This window comes from Caenimonas terrae (assembly GCF_042655405.1).
Classification (GTDB): Bacteria; Pseudomonadota; Gammaproteobacteria; order Burkholderiales; family Burkholderiaceae_C; genus Ramlibacter; species Ramlibacter terrae_A.
The window spans coordinates 101,768-125,606 of record NZ_JBHSMF010000002.1; the positions used below are offsets into that span (position 1 = coordinate 101,768).

Annotated in this window: 26 protein-coding genes; 11 read left to right on the forward strand and 15 right to left on the reverse strand. The window is 69.6% G+C overall.

Annotated elements, in window-relative coordinates:
• The first annotated feature begins 10 nt into the window (after positions 1 to 10).
• From ACFPOE_RS00460 to ACFPOE_RS00470, 3 genes are read left to right on the forward strand one after another with little or no spacing between them, the layout of a single operon-like run.
• A complete protein-coding gene (locus tag ACFPOE_RS00460) occupies positions 11 to 1,465 on the forward strand; it encodes an amidase (protein ID WP_376848024.1) in 1,455 nt (484 codons plus the stop codon).
• Positions 1,455 to 2,792, forward strand: coding sequence for a tetratricopeptide repeat protein (locus ACFPOE_RS00465; RefSeq protein WP_376848025.1), 1,338 nt, complete (start codon positions 1,455 to 1,457; stop codon positions 2,790 to 2,792). Before ACFPOE_RS00460 ends, ACFPOE_RS00465 begins: the two co-directional genes overlap by 11 nt.
• Positions 2,789 to 3,490, forward strand: coding sequence for an alpha/beta fold hydrolase (locus tag ACFPOE_RS00470; protein ID WP_376848026.1), 702 nt, complete (start codon positions 2,789 to 2,791; stop codon positions 3,488 to 3,490). Before ACFPOE_RS00465 ends, ACFPOE_RS00470 begins: the two co-directional genes overlap by 4 nt.
• Positions 3,491 to 3,524: 34 nt before the next feature.
• On the opposite strand, the gene coaD is transcribed toward ACFPOE_RS00470, so the two are convergent.
• The 4 genes from coaD to ACFPOE_RS00490 form a co-directional block, all read right to left on the reverse strand.
• Complete coding sequence (coaD, locus tag ACFPOE_RS00475; RefSeq protein WP_376848027.1) at positions 3,525 to 4,025, reverse strand: pantetheine-phosphate adenylyltransferase; 501 nt, start codon at positions 4,023 to 4,025, stop codon at positions 3,525 to 3,527.
• Positions 4,026 to 4,077: 52 nt separating this feature from the next.
• On the reverse strand, positions 4,078 to 4,665 hold the full coding sequence (gene rsmD, locus ACFPOE_RS00480; RefSeq protein WP_376848028.1) for a 16S rRNA (guanine(966)-N(2))-methyltransferase RsmD: 588 nt from the start codon (positions 4,663 to 4,665) through the stop codon (positions 4,078 to 4,080).
• 237 nt (positions 4,666 to 4,902) lie between these two features.
• Positions 4,903 to 6,267 (reverse strand): M16 family metallopeptidase, encoded by a 1,365-nt coding sequence (locus tag ACFPOE_RS00485; protein WP_376848029.1) that lies wholly within the window; start codon positions 6,265 to 6,267, stop codon positions 4,903 to 4,905.
• 3 nt (positions 6,268 to 6,270) lie between these two features.
• Complete coding sequence (locus tag ACFPOE_RS00490; protein ID WP_376848030.1) at positions 6,271 to 7,692, reverse strand: M16 family metallopeptidase; 1,422 nt, start codon at positions 7,690 to 7,692, stop codon at positions 6,271 to 6,273.
• 29 nt (positions 7,693 to 7,721) lie between these two features.
• On the opposite strand from ACFPOE_RS00490, the gene ftsY reads away from it, so the two are divergent.
• Positions 7,722 to 8,789 (forward strand): signal recognition particle-docking protein FtsY, encoded by a 1,068-nt coding sequence (gene ftsY, locus ACFPOE_RS00495; protein WP_376848031.1) that lies wholly within the window; start codon positions 7,722 to 7,724, stop codon positions 8,787 to 8,789.
• 3 nt (positions 8,790 to 8,792) lie between these two features.
• Here ftsY and ACFPOE_RS00500 read toward each other — a convergent pair whose 3' ends face one another.
• Positions 8,793 to 9,923 (reverse strand): SUMF1/EgtB/PvdO family nonheme iron enzyme, encoded by a 1,131-nt coding sequence (locus ACFPOE_RS00500; protein ID WP_376848032.1) that lies wholly within the window; start codon positions 9,921 to 9,923, stop codon positions 8,793 to 8,795.
• Between ACFPOE_RS00500 and senB the strand changes: the two genes are divergently transcribed.
• The gene (gene senB / locus ACFPOE_RS00505) at positions 9,911 to 10,900 is read left to right on the forward strand and encodes a selenoneine biosynthesis selenosugar synthase SenB (RefSeq protein ID WP_376848033.1); all 990 of its coding nucleotides are present in this window, start codon (positions 9,911 to 9,913) and stop codon (positions 10,898 to 10,900) included. The genes ACFPOE_RS00500 and senB overlap by 13 nt on opposite strands.
• On the forward strand, positions 10,897 to 11,976 hold the full coding sequence (selD, locus tag ACFPOE_RS00510) for a selenide, water dikinase SelD (RefSeq protein ID WP_376848034.1): 1,080 nt from the start codon (positions 10,897 to 10,899) through the stop codon (positions 11,974 to 11,976). Before senB ends, selD begins: the two co-directional genes overlap by 4 nt.
• Here selD and cutA read toward each other — a convergent pair.
• A complete protein-coding gene (gene cutA / locus ACFPOE_RS00515; protein WP_376848035.1) occupies positions 11,962 to 12,297 on the reverse strand; it encodes a divalent-cation tolerance protein CutA in 336 nt (111 codons plus the stop codon). The two genes, selD and cutA, sit on opposite strands and share 15 nt — an antisense overlap.
• 55 nt (positions 12,298 to 12,352) lie before the next feature.
• Here cutA and ACFPOE_RS00520 point away from each other — a divergent pair, with 55 nt between their 5' ends.
• The 4 genes from ACFPOE_RS00520 (at position 12,353) to ACFPOE_RS00535 (ending at position 16,808) form a co-directional block, all read left to right on the forward strand.
• On the forward strand, positions 12,353 to 12,811 hold the full coding sequence (locus tag ACFPOE_RS00520) for an Mpo1 family 2-hydroxy fatty acid dioxygenase (RefSeq protein WP_376848036.1): 459 nt from the start codon (positions 12,353 to 12,355) through the stop codon (positions 12,809 to 12,811).
• Positions 12,812 to 13,007: 196 nt separating this feature from the next.
• The gene (gene rpoH / locus ACFPOE_RS00525) at positions 13,008 to 13,940 is read left to right on the forward strand and encodes an RNA polymerase sigma factor RpoH (RefSeq protein WP_376848037.1); all 933 of its coding nucleotides are present in this window, start codon (positions 13,008 to 13,010) and stop codon (positions 13,938 to 13,940) included.
• Positions 13,941 to 14,018: 78 nt separating this feature from the next.
• The gene (locus tag ACFPOE_RS00530; protein ID WP_376848038.1) at positions 14,019 to 15,731 is read left to right on the forward strand and encodes a 7TM diverse intracellular signaling domain-containing protein; all 1,713 of its coding nucleotides are present in this window, start codon (positions 14,019 to 14,021) and stop codon (positions 15,729 to 15,731) included.
• A 66-nt stretch (positions 15,732 to 15,797) separates the two neighbouring features.
• A complete protein-coding gene (locus ACFPOE_RS00535) occupies positions 15,798 to 16,808 on the forward strand; it encodes a Bug family tripartite tricarboxylate transporter substrate binding protein (protein ID WP_376848039.1) in 1,011 nt (336 codons plus the stop codon).
• A 138-nt stretch (positions 16,809 to 16,946) separates the two neighbouring features.
• Here the strand turns inward: ACFPOE_RS00535 and ACFPOE_RS00540 are convergent, their stop codons facing one another.
• Genes ACFPOE_RS00540 through ACFPOE_RS00565 form a run of 6 tightly spaced genes read right to left on the reverse strand, consistent with a single transcriptional unit; the run spans position 16,947 to position 21,805 of the window.
• Positions 16,947 to 17,762, reverse strand: a complete 816-nt coding sequence (locus tag ACFPOE_RS00540; protein ID WP_376848040.1) for a DNA alkylation repair protein — start codon at positions 17,760 to 17,762, stop codon at positions 16,947 to 16,949.
• A gap of 19 nt (positions 17,763 to 17,781) precedes the next feature.
• Positions 17,782 to 18,363 carry an SCO family protein gene (locus ACFPOE_RS00545; protein ID WP_376848041.1) on the reverse strand — a complete coding sequence of 194 codons (582 nt, stop codon included), beginning with the start codon at positions 18,361 to 18,363 and terminating at the stop codon, positions 17,782 to 17,784.
• Between the two features lie 2 nt (positions 18,364 to 18,365).
• Positions 18,366 to 19,250: a heme o synthase gene (cyoE, locus tag ACFPOE_RS00550; protein ID WP_376848042.1), complete on the reverse strand. Its 885-nt coding sequence runs from the start codon at positions 19,248 to 19,250 to the stop codon at positions 18,366 to 18,368.
• Entirely contained in the window at positions 19,247 to 20,398 is a 1,152-nt protein-coding gene (locus tag ACFPOE_RS00555) for a COX15/CtaA family protein (RefSeq protein ID WP_376848043.1), read from the reverse strand. The genes cyoE and ACFPOE_RS00555 overlap by 4 nt, the downstream gene beginning before the upstream one ends.
• The gene (locus ACFPOE_RS00560; RefSeq protein WP_376848044.1) at positions 20,395 to 21,081 is read right to left on the reverse strand and encodes a hypothetical protein; all 687 of its coding nucleotides are present in this window, start codon (positions 21,079 to 21,081) and stop codon (positions 20,395 to 20,397) included. Before ACFPOE_RS00560 ends, ACFPOE_RS00555 begins: the two co-directional genes overlap by 4 nt.
• The gene (locus tag ACFPOE_RS00565) at positions 21,074 to 21,805 is read right to left on the reverse strand and encodes an SURF1 family protein (protein ID WP_376848045.1); all 732 of its coding nucleotides are present in this window, start codon (positions 21,803 to 21,805) and stop codon (positions 21,074 to 21,076) included. Before ACFPOE_RS00565 ends, ACFPOE_RS00560 begins: the two co-directional genes overlap by 8 nt.
• A 15-nt stretch (positions 21,806 to 21,820) precedes the next feature.
• Here ACFPOE_RS00565 and ACFPOE_RS00570 point away from each other — a divergent pair, with 15 nt between their 5' ends.
• Positions 21,821 to 22,042, forward strand: a complete 222-nt coding sequence (locus ACFPOE_RS00570) for a twin transmembrane helix small protein (protein ID WP_376848046.1) — start codon at positions 21,821 to 21,823, stop codon at positions 22,040 to 22,042.
• A 61-nt stretch (positions 22,043 to 22,103) separates the two neighbouring features.
• Here the strand turns inward: ACFPOE_RS00570 and ACFPOE_RS00575 are convergent, their stop codons facing one another.
• Genes ACFPOE_RS00575 through ACFPOE_RS00585 form a run of 3 tightly spaced genes read right to left on the reverse strand, consistent with a single transcriptional unit; the run spans position 22,104 to position 23,830 of the window.
• Positions 22,104 to 22,985 carry a cytochrome c oxidase subunit 3 gene (locus ACFPOE_RS00575; protein WP_376848047.1) on the reverse strand — a complete coding sequence of 294 codons (882 nt, stop codon included), beginning with the start codon at positions 22,983 to 22,985 and terminating at the stop codon, positions 22,104 to 22,106.
• 42 nt (positions 22,986 to 23,027) lie between these two features.
• Positions 23,028 to 23,207 (reverse strand): DUF2970 domain-containing protein, encoded by a 180-nt coding sequence (locus ACFPOE_RS00580; RefSeq protein ID WP_376848048.1) that lies wholly within the window; start codon positions 23,205 to 23,207, stop codon positions 23,028 to 23,030.
• Positions 23,204 to 23,830, reverse strand: a complete 627-nt coding sequence (locus ACFPOE_RS00585) for a cytochrome c oxidase assembly protein (RefSeq protein WP_376848049.1) — start codon at positions 23,828 to 23,830, stop codon at positions 23,204 to 23,206. The genes ACFPOE_RS00580 and ACFPOE_RS00585 overlap by 4 nt, the downstream gene beginning before the upstream one ends.
• Positions 23,831 to 23,839 lie beyond the last annotated feature (9 nt).

Below are 23,839 nucleotides of genomic sequence, written 5' to 3' on the forward strand. Positions count from 1 at the left end.
CCGGCAGTGCATGACTGAGCAGGACCCGAATGCCTTGCGGACGCCGCAGGCTTTGCATGAACTCCCGGCCGCCGCCCTGATCGAGGCGTTCCGCCGGCGCGAACTGTCGCCGGTGGAAGTGACGCAGTCGGTGCTGGGCCACATCGAGCGCTGGGAACACCACCTGAGGGCCTTGTACCTGCTGCGGCCGGAACTGGCGCTGCAGCAGGCCCGCGAGTCCGAGGCGCGCTGGCGCAAAGGCGAGCCGCTGGGGCCGCTGGACGGCGTGCCCGTGACCATCAAGGACAACATCGCCACCAGGGGCGACCCCACGCCGCTGGGCACCGCCGCGGTCGACCTCACGCCGGCCGCCGCGGACGCGCCGCCCGCCGCGCGCCTGAAGGAGAGCGGCGCCGTCCTCGTCGCCAAGACCACCATGCCGGACTACGGCATGCTGTCGTCGGGCCTGTCGAGTTTCCACAAGCTGGCCCGCAATCCCTGGGACCGCAGCAAGACGCCGGGCGGCTCCAGCGCCGGCGCCGGCGCGGCCGCGGCGGCCGGCTACGGCCCGCTGCACCTGGGCACCGACATCGGCGGGTCGCTGCGGCTGCCGGCCGGCTGGTGCGGCATCTTCACGCTCAAGCCCAGCCTGGGGCGGGTGCCGATCGATCCGCCCTACATGGGGCGGGCCGCCGGGCCGATGACGCGCAGCGTCGGCGACTCGGCGCTGCTGATGCAGGTGCTGTCGCTGCCGGATTCGCGCGACAGCATGAACCTGCCCTACCAGGAGATCGCGTGGGAGCAGTTCGACCGGGGCGTGGAACGGCTGCGCGGGCTGCGCATCGGGCTGCTGCTGGAAGCCGGCTGCGGCCTGGCGGTGGAGCCGGAAGTGCGCGCGGCGGTGGAGCATGCGGCGCGGCTGTTCGAGCGCGCCGGCGCGGTGGTCGCGCCGATGCAGCCGTTCATGACGCAGACCATGCTGGACGGCATGGACCACTTCTGGCGCATGCGCTCGCACATCGACATGAAGGGCTTGCCGCCGGCAAAGAAGGCGCGCGTGCTGCCCTACATCCAGCACTGGGCCGACAGCGCCGCCGGCATGAGCGGGGAGGCGGTGTTCAAGGCCTTCAGCCAGTTCCATGCGACGCGGCTGGCGGCGGTGAGCGGCTGCCGCCACTTCGACTACGTGATCTCGCCGACCTCGCCGGTGCCGGCGCCGCCGGCCGAATGGGCCTCGCCGACCAACGACCCGCTGCGGCCGCTGGAGCACATCGGCTTCACCGTGCCGTTCAACATGTCCGAGCAGCCGGCGGCCTCCATCAATTGCGGCTACACCAGCGGCGGCCTGCCGATCGGGCTGCAGATCGCCGGCCAGCGCTTCGACGACCTCGGCGTGCTGCAGGTTTCGCGCGCGTTCGAGCTGATCCGCGAGGCGCAGCGTCCGTGGCCGCAGCCGCCCTCGGAAGCGCTGCAGCATGTGGACTGACGGACTGGGAAATCCGCTCGGGCTCCAGCACGCGGCCAGCCTGGCCGGAACCAACGACTTCGTCGAAGGCTTCATGGCCAGCCAGTCCCGGGTGGGCAACATCCTGGAGACCGCGGCGGCGGACGAGGCGCCGTTGGTGCAGGCCTACGCGGCGGCGCTGCACATGTTCGCCGAAACGCGGTCGGCCGGCGGCAACGCCCGGCCGTTCCTGGACAAGGCGCTCGCATCGCCGCTGCAGCCGACGGCCCGCGAAAGCAGCTTCATCGAAGCAGTGCGGGCCTGGGTCGATGGCGACGTGCTGCGCAGCGTCCGCGTGCTGGAGCAGCACCTGCGCAACTGGCCGCGCGACCTGGTGGCGCTCAAGCTCGCCCACTACCATCTGTTCAACCTCGGCGATTCGCCCGGCATGCTGCGGCTGGCGCTGGCCTGCCTGCCCCACGCGGCGGACGTGCCCTACCTGCACGGCATGCTGGCCTTCGCCTGGGAGCAGTGCCACCTGCTGGAACAGGCGGAGGCATCGGCCCGCCGCGCGATCGCGATGGAGCGCAACGAACCGTGGGCCCACCATGCGCTCGCCCACGTGATGTTGACGCAGGGCCGCATCCGCGAAGGCCATGACTTCCTGGCCAGCGTGAGCGACAGCTGGGTCGGGCTGAACTCCTTCATGGTGACGCACAACTGGTGGCACCAGGCGCTGTTCGCGCTGGAGCTGGAACGGCACGAGGAAGCGCTGGCGCTGTATGACAGCCAGGTGTGGGGCGTCGCCAAGGATTACAGCCAGGACGAAGTGAACGCGGTGTCGCTGCTGGCGCGGCTGGAACTGGCGGGCGCCGACGTCGGCCAGCGCTGGCAGGACCTGGCGGACCACCTGCTGCTGCATCTCGACGACCAGGTGCTGCCCTTCCTGGACATGCAATATCTGTACGGGCTGGCGCGCGCCGGCCGGCCGCAGGCCGACCGGCTGCTGCACAACATCGAGACCCATGCCGCGCAGGTGGCGCCGCCCTTGCGGCACGCATGGCAGCGCGTCTGCGTGCCCGCCAGCCGCGGCCTGCTCGCGCACGCGCGCGGCGACTGGGCGCGCGCCGTCGACCAGCTGGGCCAGGCGCTGCCGCGGCTCACCGAGATCGGCGGCAGCCACGCCCAGCGCGACCTGTTCGCCCAGGTCCATCTCGATGCGCTGGTCCGCGACGGCCATCTCGCCGCTGCCCAGCATCTGCTGCAGCAGCAGCTGCGCGGCCAACCGGAATCGCTGCGCCTGAGGCACCAGGCGGCCCGCGTCTACCGCGGCCTGGGACTGGGCGAGATCGCAGCGAGCCTCGCGTGACGCAGCTGGTTCTGATCCCCGGCCTCGCAGCCGACGCCACCATGTGGCAGGCGCAGCTCGCAGCGCTGGCCCGCTGGAACCCGGTGGTCACCGACGTGCACATGCGCCACGACAGCATCCCGGCGATGGCGCAGGCGCTGCTGGCGGAGCATGAAGGACCGTTGCAGCTGTGCGGCGCGTCGATGGGCGGAATGATTGCCATGGAAGCGGTGCGCCAGGCGCCGGAGCGCGTGCGCGGCCTCGCGCTGCTGGGCACCAACGCGCAAGCGGAGAGCGAGGACATGCGCGCGCTGCGCGAAGCGGCGATCGTGCTGTTCCAACAGGACCGGGTGGCCGAAGTGATCGCACCGAACGTGGCCTTCGCCTTCCATCCGGACAACGCCGCGGCGCTGGCGCCGGCCTATCTGGATTTCGTGCTGGAAGCGGGGGCAACGCAGCTGATCCGCCAGAACCGCGCCGTGATGGCGCGCCCCGATGCGCGGCTCCACCTGCGGGAAGTGCGCTGCCCGACGCTGGTGCTGTGCGGCGACGCCGACCAGCTGACGCCGCCGCAATGTTCGCGCGAGATCGCCGCCCTGGTGCCCGGGGCCACGCTGGTGATGGTGCCGCGCTGCGGCCACATGCTGACGATGGAGCAGCCGCGCCTCGTGAACGGGGCGCTGCTGGCGTGGCTCGAGACCTTGCCGTCCCGGCCTTGATCCGGGTGCCGGCTCAAGGCCGGCATGGCGGCGCTTATTCGCGGCCCAGGCTGCGCACCTTCTCCATCAGGCGCTGCTGCACCGTGGTCGAGACGAACTTGTCGACCTCGCCGCCCAGCACGGCGATCTCGCGCACGAAGGTGCTGCTGATGAACTGGTACTTGTCGCTGGGCGTGAGGAAGACGGTCTCGACGTCCGGCATCAGGCTGCGGTTCATGCCCGCCAGCTGGAATTCGTAGTCGAAGTCGGTCACGGCGCGCAGGCCGCGCACCATCGCCTTGCCGCCGCGGGCAACCACGAAATCCCGCAACAGGCCCGAAAAGCTCTCCACGCTCACCTGCTTGTAGCCGGCGACCACGTCCTTGGCCATCTCGATGCGCTCCTGCAGCGTGAACATCGCCTTCTTGTGGTGGCCGGCCGCCACCGCGACGATCACCCGGTCGAACAGCTGGGTGGCGCGGCGAATCACGTCTTCATGACCCAGGGTCATCGGGTCGAAGGTGCCGGGGTAGACGGCGATTACGCTCTGGGCCATGGTTCTTTCTCCTCAACGGTCCCCGGCGCGGCTTGCCGCTGGATGAGCCGGATTATGAGCCCGGCCCGGCCGGGCGGCGGCCGATCAGGTGGGCGTGGACGGCTCCCGCCCGCAGGTGCTTGTGCAGGGCCAGGCCGAAAGCTTCCAGCCGGACGTCGTCCCACGGTTCGGGCGCTTCCAGGTAGATCCAGCCCTGCGGCGAAATCGCCTGCGCGGCGGCCTTGAGGGCCGTTTCGTGGATCTTGGCGTCGAAGGGCGGGTCCAGGAACACCAGGTCCGTGCTGTCCGGCGCCAGTTGCTTGAGCACCGACAGCCCGTTGGCGCGCTGCACCGACACCGCGTGCGCCCCGAGCTTGAGCCCCATGGCGCGCAGCTTGGCCACCAGGTCGCCGTCCTGTTCCACCAGCAGCACCTGGGCGGCGCCGCGGGAAGCGGCCTCCAGCCCCAGCGCCCCGGTTCCGGCGAAGGCATCGACGCAGCGCCAGCCGCTGAGGTCCTGGCCCAGCCAGTTGAACAGCGTCTCGCGCACCCGGTCCGGGGTCGGCCGCAGGCCCGGCTTGTCGGCCACCGGCAGCTTTGTCCGTTTCCACATGCCGCCGATGATGCGGACTTCCTTGGGGAGTGCTTTGGGTGCTGGCATGGCCCGACTCTAATCGGTTGCACGGCGCCGGCGCGCCCCGGCCGGTCCTGCAAGGAATCGCGAGGGCAGAAAAAAAGCGCAGTCCCGGGGCAGGGACCGCGCTTCTGAACTCTTTTCTTTCTCTTCCTCCCCGGTTGCGTGACAGCCGGTGAAGCCCATTCTTGACCGGAAAGAACCGGGCGCAAGCGCCACCCCTGTCAGAACTGACAGGGGTGCGGCCGGTTTTTCGCGCTTTTCTTACTGGCGGACCGCCGGATCGGTGGCGCCGACGGTCACAACCACCATCCGGTCCGGCTGCAGCTTGCGATGGAAGGCGGCCTTGATGTCGGCCACCGTCACGCGCTCCACCTGCCGGGTCCAGGTGTCCAGGTAGTCCAGCGGCAGGTTGTTCCAGGCGATGTTGGCGACGTTGTCCAGCAGCTTGCGGTTGCTGTCGATCCGCAGGGCGAAGCCGCCGATCAGGTTGTCCTTGGCCGCCTTGAGTTCGGCCTCGGTCGGGCCCTCCCTGACGAAGCGCTCCAGCACCTCGCGCGACACCGTCACCGCCTGGGCGGTCTGGTCCGGGCGGGTCTGCATGCCGACGGTGAAGGCGCCGGCATGCAACCCGGGCGAAAAGTAGCTGTACACGCTATAGGACAGCCCGCGCTTTTCCCGCACTTCGCTGGTCAGCCGCGAGACGAAGCCGCCGCCGCCCAGGATGTAGTTGCCGACCGTGAGCGGGAAGAAGTCCGGGTCGTCGCGCTTGTAGCCCGGCTGGCCGATCAGGACATGGGCCTGCGCCGAGTGGAACGGGATCGCCTCCACCCGCGCCTGCGTGAGCGGCGCCACGTCAGGCACCGCCGGCAGCGGCTGGCAGGCCGCGGCCGCGCGCTGTGGCAGCCGGGCCAGCAGCCTGTCCACCAGCGCCTCGGCCTGGCTGCGCGTGACATCCCCCACCACGCTGATCTTGGCGCGGCACGGCTCGACGTGGGCCCGGTAGTAGTCCCGCATGTCGGCGACGCCGATCTGGGCCAGCGACGCCTCCGTCACTTCGGCGCCGTAGGGATGGTTGCCGTACACCGCGGAAGCGAAGGCGTGGCCGGCGACCGTCGCCGGCCGGGTGTTGGCCTCGCGGATGGAAGCCGACAGCCGCTCGCGGTCGCGCAGCCACACCGGCTCGGGAAACGAAGGCTCGCCGAGCTGGCGCGCCGCCAGCTGCACCGCCTTGGGCAGCAGGTCCGGATAGGTGAGCGAGCGCATCGAGAAACTCATGCGGTCGGCGCCGGCGCCGCCGCCGAAGCTGCCGCCCAGGTCGGCCCACGCCTCGCTCAGCTGGTTCTCGTCCATGGCGGGGCCGTCGCCGGCGGCGATGCCCTTGGAGGTCATGCGGGCGGACACGGCCGCCAGTCCGGCCTTGCCGGGCGGGTCGCGGCGCGCGCCGCCGTCGAAGTCCACCTCCACGTCCACCATCGGGATGGCATGGCTTTCCACCAGGTAGACCTTGGCGCCGTTGGCCAGGCTCCAGTGCTGGATCGGGATCGCCGCCAGCGCGCCCTGCGATGCAGCCAGCGCCAGGGCCAGTCCGGCCAGCAGGTGTCGCACGTTCGATGTCATGGCAATCATTTCTCAGTCCGGGCTGTGGCGGGCACCCGGCGGGGGCGTGCGGGGTTTGCGGGTCCGGTCGACCGGCTGCGGGCGCAGCATGCCGACGGTGAGCTGGTCGTCGCCGAAGTACCGGGCCGCGGCCGCCTGCACCTGCGCCGCGGTGACGGCGCGCAGGCGCTCGATCAGGCGCTCGTCCGCGTCCAGTGCGAAGCCTTCGATCCAGTTGCTGCCAAGTTCGCGGGCCTGGTTCATCAGCGAATCGCGCTTGTAGACCTGGCCTGCCACCCACTGGGTCTTGACCCGGTTCAGTTCCGCTTCGGTGACGCCTTCGCGTGCGACCTTGGCGACCTCGGCCCGCAGCGCCGCTTCCACCTGCTCCGGGGTCTTGCCCTTGGCCGGCACCCCGTCCAGCGTGAAAAGCTGCGGCCCGCGGCCCGACAGGCCGTTGCTGGCGCCGGCGCTGTCGGCGACGCGGTTCTCGCCCTGCGTCAGGGCGCGGTCCAGCCGCGCGCCGCTGTAGCCATCCAGCACCGCGGACAGCACCGTCAGGGCCAGGGCGTCGTCGTTGGCCGGCGTGGACTCGAAGGAACTGAGCTGCGGCACCTTGAAGGCCAGCGCGACATACGCCTGGTCGGCGGGCGCCTTGAAGTCCAGCCGCCGCAGGCCGACCTGCTGCGGTTCGGTGCGCGGCTTGCGCGGCGGCAGGGGCCGCGGCTGGATGCTGCCGTAATACTTGTCGGCCAGGCGCTTGACCTCGGCGACGTCGACGTCACCGGCCACCACCACGGCAGCATTGGCCGGCACGTACCAGCGCCGGAAGAACTCGCGCGCGTCCTGCGGCGTCATCGCCTCCAGGTCGCTCATCCAGCCGACCACGGGCCGCCGGTAGGACGAGGCGACGAAGGTTTCCGCGTTCAGCGTCTCCCAGAACAGCGAGCGCGGCGAGTCTTCGGTGCGCATGCGCCGCTCCTCCTTGACCACCTCCAGCTCGTGCCTGAATTCCTCGTCCGGCCACTGGTTGTTGGCGAAGCGGTCCGACTCCAGCTTCATCACGTCTTCCAGCCGGTTCGACGGGATCTGCTGGTAGAAGCCGGTGTAATCCTTGCCGGTGAACGCGTTCTCCTGGCCGCCCAGCGCGGCGACGCGGCGCGAGAACTCGCCCGGCGGCACGGTGGGCGTGCCCTTGAACATCATGTGCTCCAGGATGTGGGCGACGCCGGTGGTGCCGTCGACCTCGTCCATTGCGCCCACCCGCACCCAGAGCATGTGCACCGCGGTGGGAGCGCGCCGGTCCGGCTTGACGATCAGGGTCATGCCGTTGGCCAGGGTGAACTGCTGTGCCTTGGGCGCGTTCTGCCCCTGGGCCAGGGCGGCCGGCATGAAGCCGAGGGACAGGAGAAGGGAGAAGAAAAGGGCGAGCCAGCCCGGCGGGGGGTGTTTCATAGAATCGTGTGATTCTAAAAAGCCCGCCAATGTTCAGTTTCTTCCGGAAAAAGCCCCCAGCCACCCCAGCCCCGGCAATCGCACCGCCGCCCGCGCCCGCCGCGCCGGCGCGCCCTGCCCCGGCGTCCGGCGGCGGCCTGATCGGGACGGCGCTGGTCGCGCCGATGGAGATCCCGGTGCCGGCGCCGGTGGCCCCGGAGCGCCAGAGCTGGATGGACAAGCTCAGCTCGGGCCTGCGCAAGACCAGCACCAACATCTCGCAGGTCTTCACCGGCGCGCAGATCGACGACCACCTCTACGAGGAGCTGGAAAGCGCCCTGCTGCTGGCCGATGCCGGCGTCAAGGCCACCGGGTTCCTGCTGGCCGACGTCAAGCGGCGGGTGGCTGCGAGCGGGGCCACCCGGCCGGTACAGGTGAAGAACATCCTGATCGCGTCGCTGACCGAATTGCTCAAGCCGCTGGAAAAGCCGCTGGTGATCGGCCAATACAAGCCGACGGTGATCATGGTGGCAGGCGTCAACGGCGCCGGCAAGACCACCTCGATCGGCAAGCTCACCAAGCATCTGGCCGACGAGGGCGCCTCCGTGCTGCTGGCCGCCGCCGACACCTTTCGCGCCGCCGCGCGGGAGCAGCTGGCGGTCTGGGCCGACCGCAACACGGTGGAGATCGTCAGCCAGGAAGGCGGCGATCCCGCCGCCGTCAGCTTCGATGCCGTCTCGGCCGGCCGGGCGCGCGGCAAGGACGTGGTGCTGGTGGACACGGCCGGGCGCCTGCCGACGCAACTGCACCTGATGGAGGAGCTCAGGAAGATCAAGCGCGTGGTGCAGAAGGCGGACGCCAGCGCGCCGCACGAAGTGATCCTGGTGATCGACGGCAACACCGGCCAGAACGCGCTGACCCAGGTCAGGGCCTTCGACGACGCGCTGCAGCTCACCGGGCTGATCGTCACCAAGCTCGATGGCACGGCCAAGGGCGGGGTGCTGGCGGCGATCGCGCAGGAAAAGCCGGTGCCGGTCTACTTCATCGGCGTCGGCGAAAAGCTGGAGGACCTGGAAACCTTCAGCGCGCGCGAGTTCGCGCTGGCGCTGCTGGCCTAGCGCTCAGGCGCAGGAGCGAAAGCCCGCGAAGATATCGCTGCGCTGCGGCTCGAAGAAGTTGCGGTAGCGCGGATGGGCCAGCCAGGGCGAAGTGGCGGCGGCGGCGCCGCGCAGCACCCGGCGGCTGCCGAACCAGGGCTGCGAATAGTCCCGGTACGGATGCGGCGCGAACTCCGGATAGGGCTCGAAGGTGCTGGCGGTCCACTCCCAGACCTCGCCCCAGGAAAAGCCCGGCGCCTGGATGGCGGCGCATTCCCATTCGGCCTCGGTCGGCAACCGGCGTCCGGCCCAGCGGCACCAGCCTTCCGCCTCGGCGGCGCTCAAGTGCACCGCCGGCGCCGACGGATCCCTCGCCGCCGCCTCGGCCCATCCCGGGCGCGGCTTGCAGCCGCCGGCCTTCACGAACGGCATGAAGCGGGCCCAGCTCACCGGCTGCGAGTCGATCTGGAACGCCGCCAGCGGCACATGGTGGTCGAGCAGTTCATTGTCGAAAGCGAAGCCTTCCAGCGGACTGCCGACCTTGAAATGCTGCTGCGGCAGCGCGATGCGCGTCAGCGCCGGGCGCTGCGCCGGCGGCGCGCCATGCGGCGGCAGCCCGATGCCCAGTGCCTCGCCCATGTAGGCGGCAGCTTCGCCGTGCATGGCCTCGTGCAGGGCCACCAGCCGGAAGAAATACAGCTCGTCCTCGCTGGCGTCCTCGGGCAGCTGGTCGAGCAGCACCAGCGTCTGCTGCAGCGTCGAGTCCAGATAGCGCCGGGTGGCGGCGAAATCCGGCAGCGGCAGGCTCCAGCGGCTGCGATGCTCCACCTTGCCCGAGTCGTACAAGGCATCGGCCTCCTGCAGCGACGAGGGAAAGCGCCGGTGGTCCGGGTTGCACTTCACGCCCAGCGGCCGCTGCCGGTTGCGCTCGATCCAGTACTCCTGGAACCAGGCGACATGGCCCATCTCCCACAGCGGCGGGTTCAGCTGCGACGCGTAAGGCACCTGCATGCCGGCGTCGGCCAGGGCCAGGAAATAGGCGTCCGCCAGCGCCAGGGTGCGCCGCCGCACCTCGAGCAATGCCTCACGCACCGGCCCCGTGCCGGCGGTGCGCAGCGCCTGCGCCTTGCTATAAACGTGGAATGTCGCGTCCATCGGTTGCCATCGTAAGCCCCGCCGTGGCGGCGTCCAACAACGGCAACTGGCAAACGGCCAGCCGCTGGCAGGAATTGCTGGCGCCGGCGTTGGATGTGCGCATCGCCAGCCATTGGCCGGATGCACAGGCGAAGGGGGACGACGTGCTGCTGGCGCTGCATGCCAGGCGGTCGGCCGATTCGATCCAGGCCTGGGCCGGCAGCCACGGCCAGCGCGGACTGGCGGTGGTGCTCACCGGCACCGACCTGTACCGCGACATCGCCTTCGACCCCCAGGCGCAGCGCTCGCTGGAACTGGCGGCCCGGCTGGTGGTGCTGCAGGAACTCGGGATCGAGGCGCTGCCGCCGCGGCTGCGCGGCAAGGCGCGGGTCATCTACCAGTCCACCCCAGCGCAGGAGCCGGCGCCGAAGGCCGACACGCTGCTGCAGGCCGTGATGGTGGGCCATCTGCGCGAGGTCAAGAGCCCGCGCACGCTGTTCGAGGCGGCGCGCCTGCTGGCCGGGCGCGACGACATCCGGATCGACCACATCGGCGAGGCGCTGGAGCCGGCGCTGGGTGAAGAGGCGCTGGCGACGCAGCGGGATTGCCCGAACTACCGCTGGCTGGGCGGCCTCCCGCACGGGGAGACGCGCGAGCGGATCCGCCGCGCCCACCTGCTGGTGCATCCCAGCGCAATGGAAGGCGGCGCCAACGTGATCATGGAAGCGGTGTGCAGCGGGACGCCGGTGCTGGCCTCGCGCGTCCCGGGCAATGTGGGCATGCTCGGCGCGGCCTATGACGGCTATTTCGCCCACGGCGACGCCGCCGGCCTGGCCGACCTGCTGCGACGCTGCCGCCAGGGCCAGCAAGCCCCTGGCGCAGCGCTGCTGCCGCGGCTCGGCGCACAATGCGCCCTTCGCGCGCCGCTGTTCGCTCCCGAGGCCGAACGCGCCGCCCTGCTCCGGCTCGTCGCCGAACTGATGGAAAGCACGCCATGAACGCTCCGCATGAAAACTTCCCGATCCCGGCCGGCGAACCGCGCCTGAGTACGCTGTCCCACGGCGGCGGCTGCGGCTGCAAGATCGCGCCCGGCGTGCTGTCCGAGATCCTCAAGGGCACGGCGCAGATGCCGATTCCCAAGGAGCTGCTGGTCGGCATCGAGACCGCCGACGACGCCGCCGTCTACCAGCTGAACGACGAGCAGGCGCTGATCGCGACCACCGACTTCTTCATGCCGATCGTCGACGACCCGTACGACTTCGGCCGCATCGCCGCCACCAACGCCATCTCCGACGTCTATGCCATGGGCGGCAAGCCGATCCTGGCGCTGGCGCTGGTGGGAATGCCGATCAACGTGTTGTCGACCGCCACCATCGGCCGCATCCTGGCCGGCGGCGAATCGGTCTGCCGCGAGGCCGGCATCCCGATCGCCGGCGGCCACACCATCGATTCGGTGGAGCCGATCTACGGCCTGGTCGCATTGGGGCTGGTGCATCCGAAGCGGGTCAAGCGCAACGCCGACGCGAAGGCCGGCGACGTGCTGATCCTGGGCAAGCCGCTGGGCGTGGGCGTGCTGTCGGCAGCGCTGAAGAAGGAGCTGCTCGATGCCGAGGGCTATCGCCAGATGATCGCCACCACCACCAAGCTCAATACGCCCGGCCCCGAGCTGGCGGCGCTGGACGGCGTGCATGCGTTGACCGACGTCACCGGCTTCGGCCTGGCCGGCCACGCGCTGGAGCTGGCGCGCGGCGCCAAGCTGGCCGTGCGGATCGACTGGGCCCGGGTGCCCCTGCTGGCGGGCGTGGCCGAACTGGCCGCGGCCGGCCACGTCACCGGCGCCTCCGGCCGCAACTGGGCGGGCTACGGCGCCGAAGTGGGATTGCCAGCCGGCTTCGACCCCACCGCCAAGGCGCTGCTGACCGATCCGCAGACCAGCGGCGGCCTGCTGGTCTCGTGCGCTCCCGCAGCGGTGGACGAGGTGCTTGCCGTCTTCAAGCGCCATGGCTTCGATGCCGCCGCCGTCATCGGCGAGGTGACTGCGCCGGGGGCGGGTCCGCGCCTAGAGCTGCGCTAAGCTTTCGGCGACCCAGGCGGCGTATTCGCTGCTGGCGTCCAGTTCGGTGCTGAGGAACTGCGGCAGCTCGTAGGGATGGTGCTGGTCGAACAGCGCCTTCAGGGCCGCAGCCCGGTCCGGCAGGCTCTTGATGGTCAGGCGCAGCTCCGGCTCCTCGCAGCGGCGGCCCTGCCACACGTAATGCGACACCAGGCCCGGCTCCACCTGCACGCAGGCGGCCAGCCGCCGTTCCAGCAGCAGCCCGGCCAGCTGCTGCGCGTCCGCCTGCGAGCCGACGGTGGTGACGAGGCTCAGGACACGAGGGGGTTGTTCGCCTTCCATGGGTGCCGCCTTTCGTTGCAGAATTGCAGCGATCTTGTCCCAACCGGAGCCGGCAATGAACACACTGACGCAATCCGCGGCCAGCGAAGCGCGCAAGGTGGACCTGTTGCTGGCGCATTACGGCGAAAGCCACCGCAATCCCCGCAACGAGGTGATCCACTTCGTGGCCATCCCGCTGATCATGCTCAGCCTGCTCGGGCTGCTGTCCTCGCTCCATCCCTGGGTGGCCTATGCCTTCGTCGGCGCCAGCATGGCCTATTACGCGCGCCTGTCGGCGGCCTTCCTGCTGGCGATGGCGCTGCTGTCGGCCATCGGCCTGCTGCTGGTCTACGCCATGGGCGACCGGGTGCTGGTGATTTCGGCCGCGATCTTCGTCCTGGCCTGGATCGCGCAGTTCGTCGGGCACCGGATCGAGGGCAGGAAGCCTTCCTTCTTCGAGGACCTGCAGTACCTCTGGGTCGGCCCCCTGTTCGTCCTGAGCCATCTCTTTCGCCGGCTCGGCTGGCGCTGGTAAGCGTTCGCTTCGCCTTTTCGGCGCCCTAATGCTGGCCTAATGTTGCCGGCTCACACTCTGTTCACTCGGTGGCGATCCTGACGTTCTGATACCCGGGAAAACCCTGAAATTGCTATCGTTTGCATAGAACTTCGCGCTTAGCACTCTCTCTAATCGAGTGCTAACATGAGTGTTGAACCTGAAAGGAGCTCGTCGAATGTCCCTCTCCAATGGATCTCCCGCCACGGCCATGGCCGTGGCCAATCCGTGGGCCGTGGTGCCCTCCCTGGGCAATCTGGACGCATACATCTCCGCCGTGAATCGCCTGCCGATGCTGACCCTGGAAGAAGAGCAGCAGTTCGGCCGTGAGCTGAAGGACAACAACGACCTGGAAGCGGCCGGCAAGCTGGTGCTGTCGCACCTGCGCCTGGTGGTTTCCGTTTCCCGCAAGTACCTGGGCTACGGCCTGCCGCACGGCGACCTGATCCAGGAAGGCAACATCGGCCTGATGAAGGCGGTGAAGCGTTTCGACCCGGACCAGGGCGTGCGGCTGGTGAGCTATGCGCTGCACTGGATCAGGGCCGAAATCCACGAGTACATCCTGAAGAACTGGCGGATGGTCAAGGTCGCCACGACCAAGGCCCAGCGCAAGCTGTTCTTCAACCTGCGCTCGATGAAGCAGGGCTTCAAGGACGACGCCGATACGCAGACCCACCGGGACACCTTGACCGACGCCCAGATCGAGACCATGGCGCGCCAGCTGAACGTCAAGCGCGAGGAAGTGATCGAGATGGAAACCCGCATGTCGGGGGGCGACGTGCTGCTGGACCCGGCGCCCAGCGATGACGGCGAACAGGCCTTCGGCCCGATCGCGTACCTGGCGGACGCGGCGCACGAGCCGACGGCGATGATGGAATCGAAGCAGCGCGACGTCATGGCCACCCAGGGCATCGCCGCCGCGCTGGAAACGCTGGACCCGCGCAGCCGGCGCATCGTCGAAGAGCGCTGGCTGAAGGTGAACGATGACGGTTCGGGCGGGCTCACGCTGCACGACCTGGCGTCCGAATACGGCGTGTCGGCCGAGCGGATCCGCCAGATCGAGTCGGCCGCGATGAAGAAGATGAAGAAGGCTCTGGCCGCCTACGCCTGACGCCTCGGCGCCTGCGCGCCAATCCAGACAAGCCCGGGGTCCCGGGCTTTTCTGTTTGTGGACAATCGTGCGGTGCGGATGGCATTCATTTCCTGCTTCGCGGCCCTCTTCTGGCTGTCAGGCATCGCATCCGCGCAGGCGCAGCCGCCGCCCGTGCCGCCGCCGATCGAACTGGACTCCGGCCGGCCCATGGTGCCGCTGGACGGGCGCAGCCTCTACTGGATCGACTCCGGCGGCCGGGCCACGCCCGGGCAGGTCGAGGCGGCCGGCGACACCATCGGCTGGGCGTTGCGCGAACGCAACCGGCAATACGACATCGATGGCAAGGCGCTGTGGCTGCGCTTCGACGCGGCGGCGCGCGACGACGGCCGCTGGTACCTGGAGCTGGGTTCGTCCGGGATCGACCGGGCGCAGCTGTTCTATCGCCAGGCCGGCGGCGGCTGGCAGGTGCAGGAGGCCGGCGACACGAAGGCGGTGTCGGACTGGCCGCTGCCGGGCCGCGTGCCGACCTTCGAGCTGGCCCGTCCGTCCGGCCGGCCGGTGCGCTATTTCCTGCGGATCGAGCACGCCCGCGTCAACTTCGCCTCGCCGATCGCCATCTACAGCCAGGGAGCGCTGCTGGCGGCGCGCGAGCGCGAGCAGTTCCTGCTGGGCGGCTACTTCGGCCTGGCGGCATTGATCGCCATCGTCAGCCTGGCCAATGCGGCGGTGAACCGGGACCGCAACTTCGCCGCCTATGCGACCTACGTCATTGCCCTGTCGCTCGGCCAGGCGGCGTACCTGGGCGTCGGTGCGCAGCACCTGTGGAACGACGCGTTGCGCTGGAACGCAATGGCCACCTTCGTGCTGCCAGGAATCTCGACTGCCGCCGCGCTCTGGTTCACGCGCACCGTCACCGAGCCGGCACGCTTCTCGCGCGCGCTCGACCACGCCGTCCGGGCGCTGATCCTGGCGGTGCTGGCGGCGGTCGCCATCGACACCGTCGCCGAGTCGCGCGCCACCTTCTCTGCGGTGATGGCGCTCACGGCGCTGGGGCTGGTGGTCGTGCTGCTGCTGGTGGGGACGGTATGGGCCGAAGGCGAAGACCCCTACATCCGGCTGATCGCGCTGGGCTTCCTGCCGGTGCTGGTGATGGCGATGTTCCCGGTGGCGCGCGGCTTGAACCTGATCCCCGCCAGCGTGCTCACCCGCTACGGCCTGACCATCGGCGCGGCGCTGGAGATGCCGATCCTGTTCTATGCGCTCAGCCTGCGCGGCAACCGCCGGCGCGAAGCCGACGTGCGCTCGGCCGCCCTGGCGCGCACCGATCCGCTGACCGGCCTGGCGCACAAGGGCTCGCTGCAGCACCGGCTGGACAGCGCACTGGCCCGCTGCCTGCGCCAGAAGCAGGCCTGCGCGCTGCTGGCCGTGAAGCTGGCGAACCACGACGACATCGTGCGCGAGTTCGGCCGCGACGCCGGCGACAAGGCGCTGGTGGTCACGGCCGCGGTGCTACGCGGCGCGATCAACGACGTCGACCTCGCAGCGCGCATCGAGGGCAGCGAGTTCGCGGTGCTGCTCGAAGGGCCGACGTCGACGGCGGCGGCGACCGAGTGCGCGCAGCAGATCGTCGCGCGCGGCCTGCATCAGTCGCAGGCGCTGCCGCCGACGGTGGTGCTGAAGTTCCAGGTCGCGCTGGCGATGCTGCCGGACCGGCAGTTCGACAGCGCCGGCAGCATGGCGTGGCTGCACGAAGCACTGGCCGGCATGCGCACCGAGGAACGCCGCGCCATCCGTCCGCTGAACTTCTGAGTTAGGTCAAAACCCTAAGGTCGAGCCTGTAGCATTCAGGGCTCCGCAATCAAGGAAGCATCACCCATGACCCGCCCCGCACTTCGCCGGACCGTGCTGGCCCTCGCCCTCGCCGCCGTCGCAACCGCCAGCCTGGCGCAGCCCAAATCCGCCCGGGTGCAGCCCGCGCCGGCCGCCGCGCCCTGGCCGACCAAGATGGTCAGGATCATCGTCGGCTTCCCGCCCGGCTCCACGCCCGACCTGGTGGCGCGCACCATCGCCGAGCCGCTGTCCAAGGCGCTGGGCCAGACGGTCATCGTCGAGAACAAGGTGGGTGCGGGCGGCAACATCGCCGCCGACATCGTGGCCAAGTCCACCGACAACCACACCATCGGCGTGATGATCAACGGCAACATGACGATCGCCAAGCTGCTCAATCCGCACGTGCCGTTCGATCCGCTGAAGGACCTCGCGCCGATCAGCCTGATCGGCACCGCGCCGCTGCTGCTCACCGCGCCGGCCAATGCGCCTGGCAAGGACGCGCAGGAGTTCTTCCTGGCGGCGCGCAACGCCGGCAACAAGTGGAGCTACGGCACGCCGGGCGTCGGCACCGTCGCCCACATCGGCATGGAGCTGCTCAAGACCAAGACCAACATCGACCCGGTGCACGTGCCCTACCCCGGCAACCCGCAGGTGATCACGGCCATGATGGGCGGCCAGATCCAGCTGGCGCTGCTGCCGCCCGCGCTGGCGGCGCAGCAGATCCGCGCCGGCAAGCTCAAGGCAATCGGCGTCACCTCGGCCAACCGCAGCCCGCTGGTGCCCGAATACCCCAGCCTGCAGGAAGGCGGCATCCGCGGCTTCCAGCTGGAGATCTGGACCGCCGCCGCCGCGCCGGCCTCCATGCCCAAGCCGATCGTCGCCCGGCTATCCACCCTGATCAGCGACATCGCGCGCACGCCCGACGTGCGTGCCAAGCTGTTCCAGCAAGGCTGGCAGACCGTGGGCAGCAGCTCCGAAGGCCTGGCGAACCGCATCAAGTCGGACACGGCGCTGCTCGGCGGCGTGATCCAGATGCGGGGCATCAAGGCGGAGTAATCCGCACGGCCTGGCTCCCGCGCTGGCCGCGAAGAAAACCAACAGCCGTCATCAAGCAAGGCAGGCCGGCCGGTTGGCGCCCGATGGCGCATCCGGCACGCCGGGCCTTGCGCCTGCCTTGTCAACGCCTGTTTGACATCAAGGCATGCCACGCAAAGTACGCAGCGCGCGGCGCACGATATACGCCGTTGCCGGCGACGATGAGGCGGCGCTCCAGCGGTCGCAGGTCCGCTGCACCCACTGCGGCTGCGACTTGCTGGCGTCGTTGAGCCAGTTCGCCACCGAGTTCTGCACATAGCGGCTCGGGTCGGCCCGTAAGGGTTCCAGCAGGTCGATGGCCAGCCAGGGCCCGGTCCTGAGCGCCGGCACCGGCGCGCACCAGACGCCGCGCGGCCGCGTCAGTTCGCTGGCGAAGCGCCGGATGTTCGGGTCGGCATCGGCCACCCACGGCAGCAGCAGCTCGATCGCCCGCGCGCTGTCGCGCACCACCTCGTCGCGCACTGCCATCCAGGCGGTTTCCCGCACGCCGAAATGCGGATCGGCGGCGAAGCGGCGCACCGAGGCCAGCTTGTCCGGCAGCGGCAGGCCCGAAAAGCCGACCCATTGCGCGGCCCAGGTGCGGGCGACGTCGCTCGGATGGGTGGCAAGCGCGTAGGCGACACGGTCGCGGTCGGCATGGCCCGACGCCAGGTCGTAGAGCGCGCGCGCCACGTGCAGGTGGCGCGCAACCGGCCTGAACGCCGGCAGCATGGCCAGCGTGTCGGCGATGCGCTCGCTGCGCGGATCGAGGCCGATGCGCTGCGCCACGCTGGATGCCAGCACCGCCAGGTCGAGCGCGAGGAATTCGTTGAGGTTGGCGGTGGCCAGCTCGCCGCGGTTGAGCGCCGCCAGCACCGCCGGCGGAATCAGCGCGATCCGCGCCGCACCCTTGCGTGGAGCTTCGGACCCTGCCATCGCCTGCCGGCCGTTGCGCTCAGCCCTTGAGCAGCAACTGGATGTCGGATGCCAGCGCCTGCGGGCCGCTGCCATAGCGGGTGTACAGGCGCAGCTGGCCCTTGGTGTCGTACACGTAGCTGGCCGCCGAGTGGTCCATGCTGTAGCTGGTCGGCGTCTTGCCCTCGTTCTTCTTGTAGAACACCTTGAAATCCTTGGCCATCGCGGCGAGCTGCTCGGGCGAGCCGCGCAGGGCGATGAAGCTCGGGTCGAAATTGGCCATGTAGCCCTTGAGCACCTGCGGCGTGTCGCGCTCCGGGTCCACCGTGACGAACAGCACCTGCAGCTTGTCGCCGTCGGCGCCGAGCTGCTTCTTGACCTGCGCCAGCTCGGTCATCGTCGCCGGACAGACGTCGGGGCACTGGGTGTAGCCGAAGAACAGCACGACGATCTTGCCCTGGAAATCCTTCAGGCTGCGCAGCTTGCCGTCCTGGTCGGGCAGGCTGAAGTCCTTGGCATAGTCGGCGCCGGTCAGGTCGACCGAGCTGAACTGGGGCTTGTTCTGCCCGCACGCAGCGAGCAATCCGGCCAGGGAAACGAGGATGAGGGAGCGTCGCAGCATGGTCAGGCGATCAGGTAGTGGTCCACCAGCAGGGCAGCGAACAGCACGCTCAGGTGGATCAGGGAGAAGCGGAAGGTCTTGCGCGCCAGCGCGTCGGAATAGTTGCGCCACAGGCGGAAGCCGTACCAGCAAAAGCCCAGGCTCAGCCCGACGGCCGCCACCAGGTACAGCCACGAGCTCATGCCGTAGGCGAAGGGCAGCAGGCAGGCCGCGAACAGCACCAGCGTGTAGAGGAACACCTGCAGCCGCGTGAACTCGTTGCCGTGCGTCACCGGCAGCATCGGCAGGCCGGACTTGCGGTAGTCCTCCACCCGGTACAGCGCCAGCGCCCAGAAGTGCGGCGGCGTCCACAGGAAGATGATCAGGAACAGGATCAGCGCCTCGGGGCTGACGTCGCCGCGCATCGCGGCCCAGCCCAGCACCGGCGGCATCGCGCCGGAGGCGCCGCCGATCACGATGTTCTGCGGCGTCAGCGGCTTGAGGATCACGGTGTAGACCACCGCGTAGCCCACGAAGGTGGCGAACGTCAGCCACATCGTCAGCGGATTCACCCACTCGTACAGGATCCAGGAGCCGGCGCTGCACAGCACGACGGCGAACAGCAGCGCCTGCAGGTCGCTCAGTTGGCCCTTGGCCGTGGGCCGCCAGGCCGTGCGCTTCATCTTGGCGTCGATGCCCTTTTCCACCAGGCAGTTGAAGGCGGCGGCGGCACCGGCCACCAGCCAGATGCCGGCGCAGGCGATCAGCGCCAGCCGCACGTCGTCCCAGGCCGGCACGCCGGGCACCGCCAGCACCATGCCGATCAGCGCGCAGAAGACGATCAGCTGCACCACCCGCGGCTTGGTGAGCGCGTAAAACTGGCGGCCCACCTCGATCGCTGTGGTCATGCGGAAGCCCTCGATGGATGCAGTTGCGACGCCGCGCTGGTCTCGCGCATGGGACGGGCCTGGCACAGCGTCCAGGTCAACAGGACGACCAGGGCGGCGGCGCCGCCGGTGTGGGCGACCGCTGCCGCCAGCGGCCAGTCCAGCACCACGTTGGTGACGCCGGTGGCGAACTGCCACAGCATCAGGCCCAGCAGCCAGTTGCGCTGCGAATGCAGCGCCGGCACACGTTGCAGGCGCAGCGCCAGCACCGCCAGCACCGCGAACACCAGGTACGCGCCTAGCCGGTGCGTGTAGTGGATGGCGGTGAGCGCGGCGAAGCCGATCTGCTCGCCGCCAGCGGTCAGCCCCAGGCCGCGCCACAGCTCGAAGCCCTGGCGGAAGTCCATCGGCGGCCACCAGCTGCCCTGGCAGGCCGGGAAGCTGTTGCAGGCCAGCACCGCGTAGTTGGTGCTGACCCAGCCGCCGAGGGCCACCTGCAGCGCGACCAGCGCGAATGCCCCCAGCAGCAGCCCGCGCGTCGCGCCGTCCACGGCCACGGGCGCGCGGCCGGTAGCGCGCCCGCTGGCAGCCGCCTGCACCGTCAGCAGCGCCAGCAGCACCAGGCCGCCCAGCAGGTGCATGGTCACGATCGCCGGGAACAGCTTCATGGTGACGGTCAGCGCGCCGAAGGCGCCCTGCAGGCAGACCCAGGCCAGCGTCACCCACGGCAGCCACGGCGCCTGCGTGACGGCGCCGCGCCGGCGCAGCAGCCAGGTGGACAGCGCCAGCGTCGTGATCAGCACGCCGACGCCGGTGGCGAGGTAGCGGTGGATCATCTCGACCCAGGCCTTGTCGTGCGTCACCGGGCCGGTGGGCATCGCGGCCTGCGCCTGGCTGATCTGCGCATGGGCGGCGATCGGGCCGGCCGTGCCGTAGCAACCGGGCCAGTCGGGGCAGCCCAGTCCGGAATCGGTCAGGCGGGTGAAGGCGCCGAACAGCACCAGGTCGAAAGTGAGGAACAGCGTGAGCAAAGCCAGCGCCCCCAGCCGCCGCGCCGGCGACGCATGCTTGTTGCGCACCCACACCCAGGCGAGCGGGCCGAGCGCGACCACCACGCCCAGCAGCATCACGCGCAACGCGGGACCGAGGTCGTACAGCGGCGCGGTCATTGCGCGGGAGTCTCCCGCCCCGGCCGGTCCCAGCCCGCCGATGCGCGCATCAGCCGGTCCAGGTCGCGCTTGGCCTGCGGCGCGGAGCCCGGGTCGAGCGCCGCCGGGAAACGCATCATCAGGTTGCCCAGCGGGTCGACCAGGAACAGGTGCTCCTGCATGCCGTGCCCTGCAGCCGCCGGCAGCCACTGCGCCAGCTGCTCGCCGGGCACGCGCAGCACCGTGGCCTGCGACAGCGCCGGCAGCAGCGCCGGGCGCACCGGCGCGGCGTCCGGCACCAGCCAGACCCAGTCCATCCGGTCCTTGTCCTTGCCCAGGCCCTCGCGCAACTGCCGCTGCAGGTACAGGTGCCGTTCGCAGGCGGGATCGCAGCTGCCGCCGGCCACGCTGATCAGCAGCCACTGGCCCTTGAGCGCCGCCAGCGGCTGCGACTTGCCGTCCAGCCCGGTCGCTGCGAACTGCGGCAGCGGCCGCTGCGGCTCGATCAGCTGGCCGTAGCTGCGGCGGGTTTCGGGACGCACCACGTAGTAGGTGAAATAGGAGGCGACCACCGGCGCGGCGCACACGGCCATCAGGGCCAGCAGCCGCCAGCGGCCGCGCACGGTGCGGCGCTGGACGTCGTCCTCGGCCTGCGCCGGCGAGGGCAGGGAATGCACGGTCAGGCCGAGCGGCTCGTCAAGCATGCGGGGCCTTGCGGCGGGGGGCGATGAACTGGAACCAGACATAGAGGACGGCGATAAGGGCGCTGAGGGCGAACCACTGGAATGCGTAGCCATAATGTTTTTCGACGCCGCTGCCCGGCGGGGTCCACTCGCGCAGCAGGCCGCCCGACGCGGGGCCCACCTGCTGCACCGAAAGCGTCGTCAGCAGCGGCAGCCCGGTGCGGGCACGCAGTTCTCCCAGGTCCAGATTCTGCCGGATCGGGCCGGACTCGGCGGTGCTGAAGGCATAGAGCTTGGGCGGCGGCGGGGCAATCAGGCCGCTGACCTCCACCACGCCGGCCGGCGTCTCGATCGCCGGCAGCCGCGTCCGGTCCAGGAAATTGCGCTGCACCCAGCCGCGCTGCACCACCACCACCTTGTCGGTGCCGTCGATGCGCAGCGGCGTCAGCACGTCGAAACCCGGCTTGGCCTGCATCTGCCGGTTGTCCAGGTACACCGTGTGCTCGGGCAGCCAGCGGCCCTGCAGGCGCACCGGGCGCCACACCACGGCCTGCGGATCGGCGGCGCCGGCCAGCTCGCGGCCGTCCAGCGCCGGCAGGTTCCTGTGCTGCTCCATCGCCGCGTGCATGGCGTTCTTCTGCGCGGCGCGCGACAGCTGCCAGCCGCCCAGGGCCAGTCCGGCCGCGATCCCCAGGACGGCGGCGATGGCCACGCGCCAGAAGCGGCCCGGCGGCTGCGGCGTCAAAGGATAATTCCCCGCATGAAGTACCTCGTCCTGCTCGCTTTCGTGGCCATCATCGGCAGCCTGGCCTCGGCCCTGTTCTTCATGATGAAGGACGGCCGCGACGGCAAGCCCAAGTCCAGCAACATGGTGCGCGCCCTGGCCGTGCGCGTGGGCCTGTCGGTCCTGTTGTTCGTCTGCATCCTGGCGGCATGGAAACTGGGATACATCCAGCCGACCGGAATTCCGCTGTCCAACTGATTCCAGCAAGGACAAGGGCCGCTGGAGCGGCCCTTGTCGATTTTCACTGGCGCTGGCGCCGTTACAGCCAGTAGACCAGGGTGTAAAGGCCCAGCCAGACCACGTCCACGAAGTGCCAGTACCAGGCGGCGCCTTCGAAGCCGAAGTGATGGTCGGGCGTGAAGTGGCCCTTGTGCAGCCGCAGCGTGATGAAGAACAGCATCAGCATGCCGACGATCACGTGGAAGCCGTGGAAGCCGGTCAGCATGAAGAAGGTGGAGCCATAGGCGCCCGAGCGCAGCGTGAGGTTCAGCTCGGTATAGGCATGGAAATACTCGTAGGCCTGCACGCCGACGAAGGTGGCGCCCAGCAGCACCGTGACCCACATGAAGGCCAACGTGCGGCCGCGGTGGTTTTCGCGCAGCGCGTGGTGGGCGATGGTCAGCGTGACGCCGGAGGACAGCAGCAGCGCGGTGTTGATCGTCGGCAGCCAGAACGGCGTCATGGTCTGGAACGGCTCGATGATGCCGGCCGGCGAGGCGGTGGTGCCCGGCGCAACCGACGGCCACACGGCCTTGAAGTCGGGCCACAGCAGCGCGTTGTCGATGCCGCCCAGCGCCGGCACCGAGTGGGCCCGCATCCACCACAGGGCGGTGAAGAAGGCGCCGAAGAACATCACCTCCGAGAAGATGAACCAGCTCATGCTCCAGCGGAACGAGATGTCGATCTTGTGGCTGTACATGCCGCCTTCGCTCTCGCCGATCGCCTGGCGGAACCACTGGAACAGCACGACGAACAGCCACAGCAGGCCGAAGAAGTTCAGGTACATGCCCCAGTGCACGCCGTTGATCCACTGGGCGGCGCCGAAGATGATGCATAACAGCCCGAAAGCGGCCATCGCGGGGTGGCGCGAGGGCTGGGGCACGAAGTAATAAGGCGTGGCGCCCGTGGTGCTTGAACTCATTTCGACTCCTGATTCCCGATATCTTGTGTTGTCTCGTTGCGCTCAGCGCACCACCCAGTGCACCAGCGCGACCATCCCGACCACCAGCAGCACCACGGCCACCAGCGCGACCAGCACGACATGCAGCGGGTTGAGCCGGGCCAGGTCGTCCTGGTAGGCGCTGTTCTTGCGGATGCCGATGAACGACCAGGCCACGGCCTTGGCGGTGTGCAGCAGGTTCATGTGCCGGCCTTCAGCTTCACGGCTTCGACCGGCTCGGCCCGGACGCTGCTTTCCGGCGCCGCCGGCGTCTTGCCGCCGACCTCGAAGAATGTGTAAGACAGCGTGATCGTCCCGACGTCCTTGGACAGCTTCGGATCGATCACGAAGGCCACCGGCCACTGCTTCTTCTCGCCCGGCTCCAGCGTGTACTGCTGGAAGCAGAAACATTCCACCTTGTTGAAGTGGGCCGCGGCCTGGGCCGGCGCATAGCTGGGGATGGCCTGCGCCGACATGCGGCGGTTCTGCACGTTCTGGAATTCGTACATCACCGTGGCCAGCTGGCCCGGATGGACCTTGAGGCTGGCCAGGGCGGGCTTGAAGATCCAGGGCCCGCGCGAATTGGCGTCGAACTCCACGGTGATGGTGCGCGTGAGGTCGATCTGCGAATTGGCCGGCACCCGCACGCCGCTGCCGCCGGCAGCGCCGCCTGGCAGGTCCAGCTCGGTGCGCGACAGGATGTTGATGCCGGTCAGCTCGCAGATGTGCTTGTAGATCGGGATCAGCGCATAGCCGAAGCCGAACATGCCGGCCGCGACCACGGCCAGCTTGCCCACCATCTTGATGTTTTCCGCGCGGATCGACATACGCCGGGG

Coding starts and splice junctions, on each gene's coding strand:
- rpoH (WP_376848037.1), top strand. CDS start 13,008: ATGTCCCTCTCCAATGGATCTCCCGCCACGGCCATGGCCGTGGCCAAT.
- ACFPOE_RS00545 (WP_376848041.1), bottom strand. CDS start 18,363: ATGCTGCGACGCTCCCTCATCCTCGTTTCCCTGGCCGGATTGCTCGCT.
- ACFPOE_RS00540 (WP_376848040.1), bottom strand. CDS start 17,762: ATGGCAGGGTCCGAAGCTCCACGCAAGGGTGCGGCGCGGATCGCGCTG.
- ACFPOE_RS00580 (WP_376848048.1), bottom strand. CDS start 23,207: ATGAACCTGCTGCACACCGCCAAGGCCGTGGCCTGGTCGTTCATCGGC.
- ACFPOE_RS00485 (WP_376848029.1), bottom strand. CDS start 6,267: ATGATTGCCATGACATCGAACGTGCGACACCTGCTGGCCGGACTGGCC.
- ACFPOE_RS00575 (WP_376848047.1), bottom strand. CDS start 22,985: ATGAGTTCAAGCACCACGGGCGCCACGCCTTATTACTTCGTGCCCCAG.
- senB (WP_376848033.1), top strand. CDS start 9,911: ATGTCGCGTCCATCGGTTGCCATCGTAAGCCCCGCCGTGGCGGCGTCC.
- coaD (WP_376848027.1), bottom strand. CDS start 4,025: ATGGCCCAGAGCGTAATCGCCGTCTACCCCGGCACCTTCGACCCGATG.
- ACFPOE_RS00465 (WP_376848025.1), top strand. CDS start 1,455: ATGTGGACTGACGGACTGGGAAATCCGCTCGGGCTCCAGCACGCGGCC.
- ACFPOE_RS00530 (WP_376848038.1), top strand. CDS start 14,019: ATGGCATTCATTTCCTGCTTCGCGGCCCTCTTCTGGCTGTCAGGCATC.
- ACFPOE_RS00560 (WP_376848044.1), bottom strand. CDS start 21,081: ATGCTTGACGAGCCGCTCGGCCTGACCGTGCATTCCCTGCCCTCGCCG.
- ACFPOE_RS00460 (WP_376848024.1), top strand. CDS start 11: ATGACTGAGCAGGACCCGAATGCCTTGCGGACGCCGCAGGCTTTGCAT.
- ACFPOE_RS00585 (WP_376848049.1), bottom strand. CDS start 23,830: ATGTCGATCCGCGCGGAAAACATCAAGATGGTGGGCAAGCTGGCCGTG.
- selD (WP_376848034.1), top strand. CDS start 10,897: ATGAACGCTCCGCATGAAAACTTCCCGATCCCGGCCGGCGAACCGCGC.
- ACFPOE_RS00535 (WP_376848039.1), top strand. CDS start 15,798: ATGACCCGCCCCGCACTTCGCCGGACCGTGCTGGCCCTCGCCCTCGCC.
- cutA (WP_376848035.1), bottom strand. CDS start 12,297: ATGGAAGGCGAACAACCCCCTCGTGTCCTGAGCCTCGTCACCACCGTC.
- ftsY (WP_376848031.1), top strand. CDS start 7,722: ATGTTCAGTTTCTTCCGGAAAAAGCCCCCAGCCACCCCAGCCCCGGCA.
- ACFPOE_RS00555 (WP_376848043.1), bottom strand. CDS start 20,398: ATGACCGCGCCGCTGTACGACCTCGGTCCCGCGTTGCGCGTGATGCTG.
- rsmD (WP_376848028.1), bottom strand. CDS start 4,665: ATGCCAGCACCCAAAGCACTCCCCAAGGAAGTCCGCATCATCGGCGGC.
- ACFPOE_RS00500 (WP_376848032.1), bottom strand. CDS start 9,923: ATGGACGCGACATTCCACGTTTATAGCAAGGCGCAGGCGCTGCGCACC.
- cyoE (WP_376848042.1), bottom strand. CDS start 19,250: ATGACCACAGCGATCGAGGTGGGCCGCCAGTTTTACGCGCTCACCAAG.
- ACFPOE_RS00520 (WP_376848036.1), top strand. CDS start 12,353: ATGAACACACTGACGCAATCCGCGGCCAGCGAAGCGCGCAAGGTGGAC.
- ACFPOE_RS00490 (WP_376848030.1), bottom strand. CDS start 7,692: ATGAAACACCCCCCGCCGGGCTGGCTCGCCCTTTTCTTCTCCCTTCTC.
- ACFPOE_RS00570 (WP_376848046.1), top strand. CDS start 21,821: ATGAAGTACCTCGTCCTGCTCGCTTTCGTGGCCATCATCGGCAGCCTG.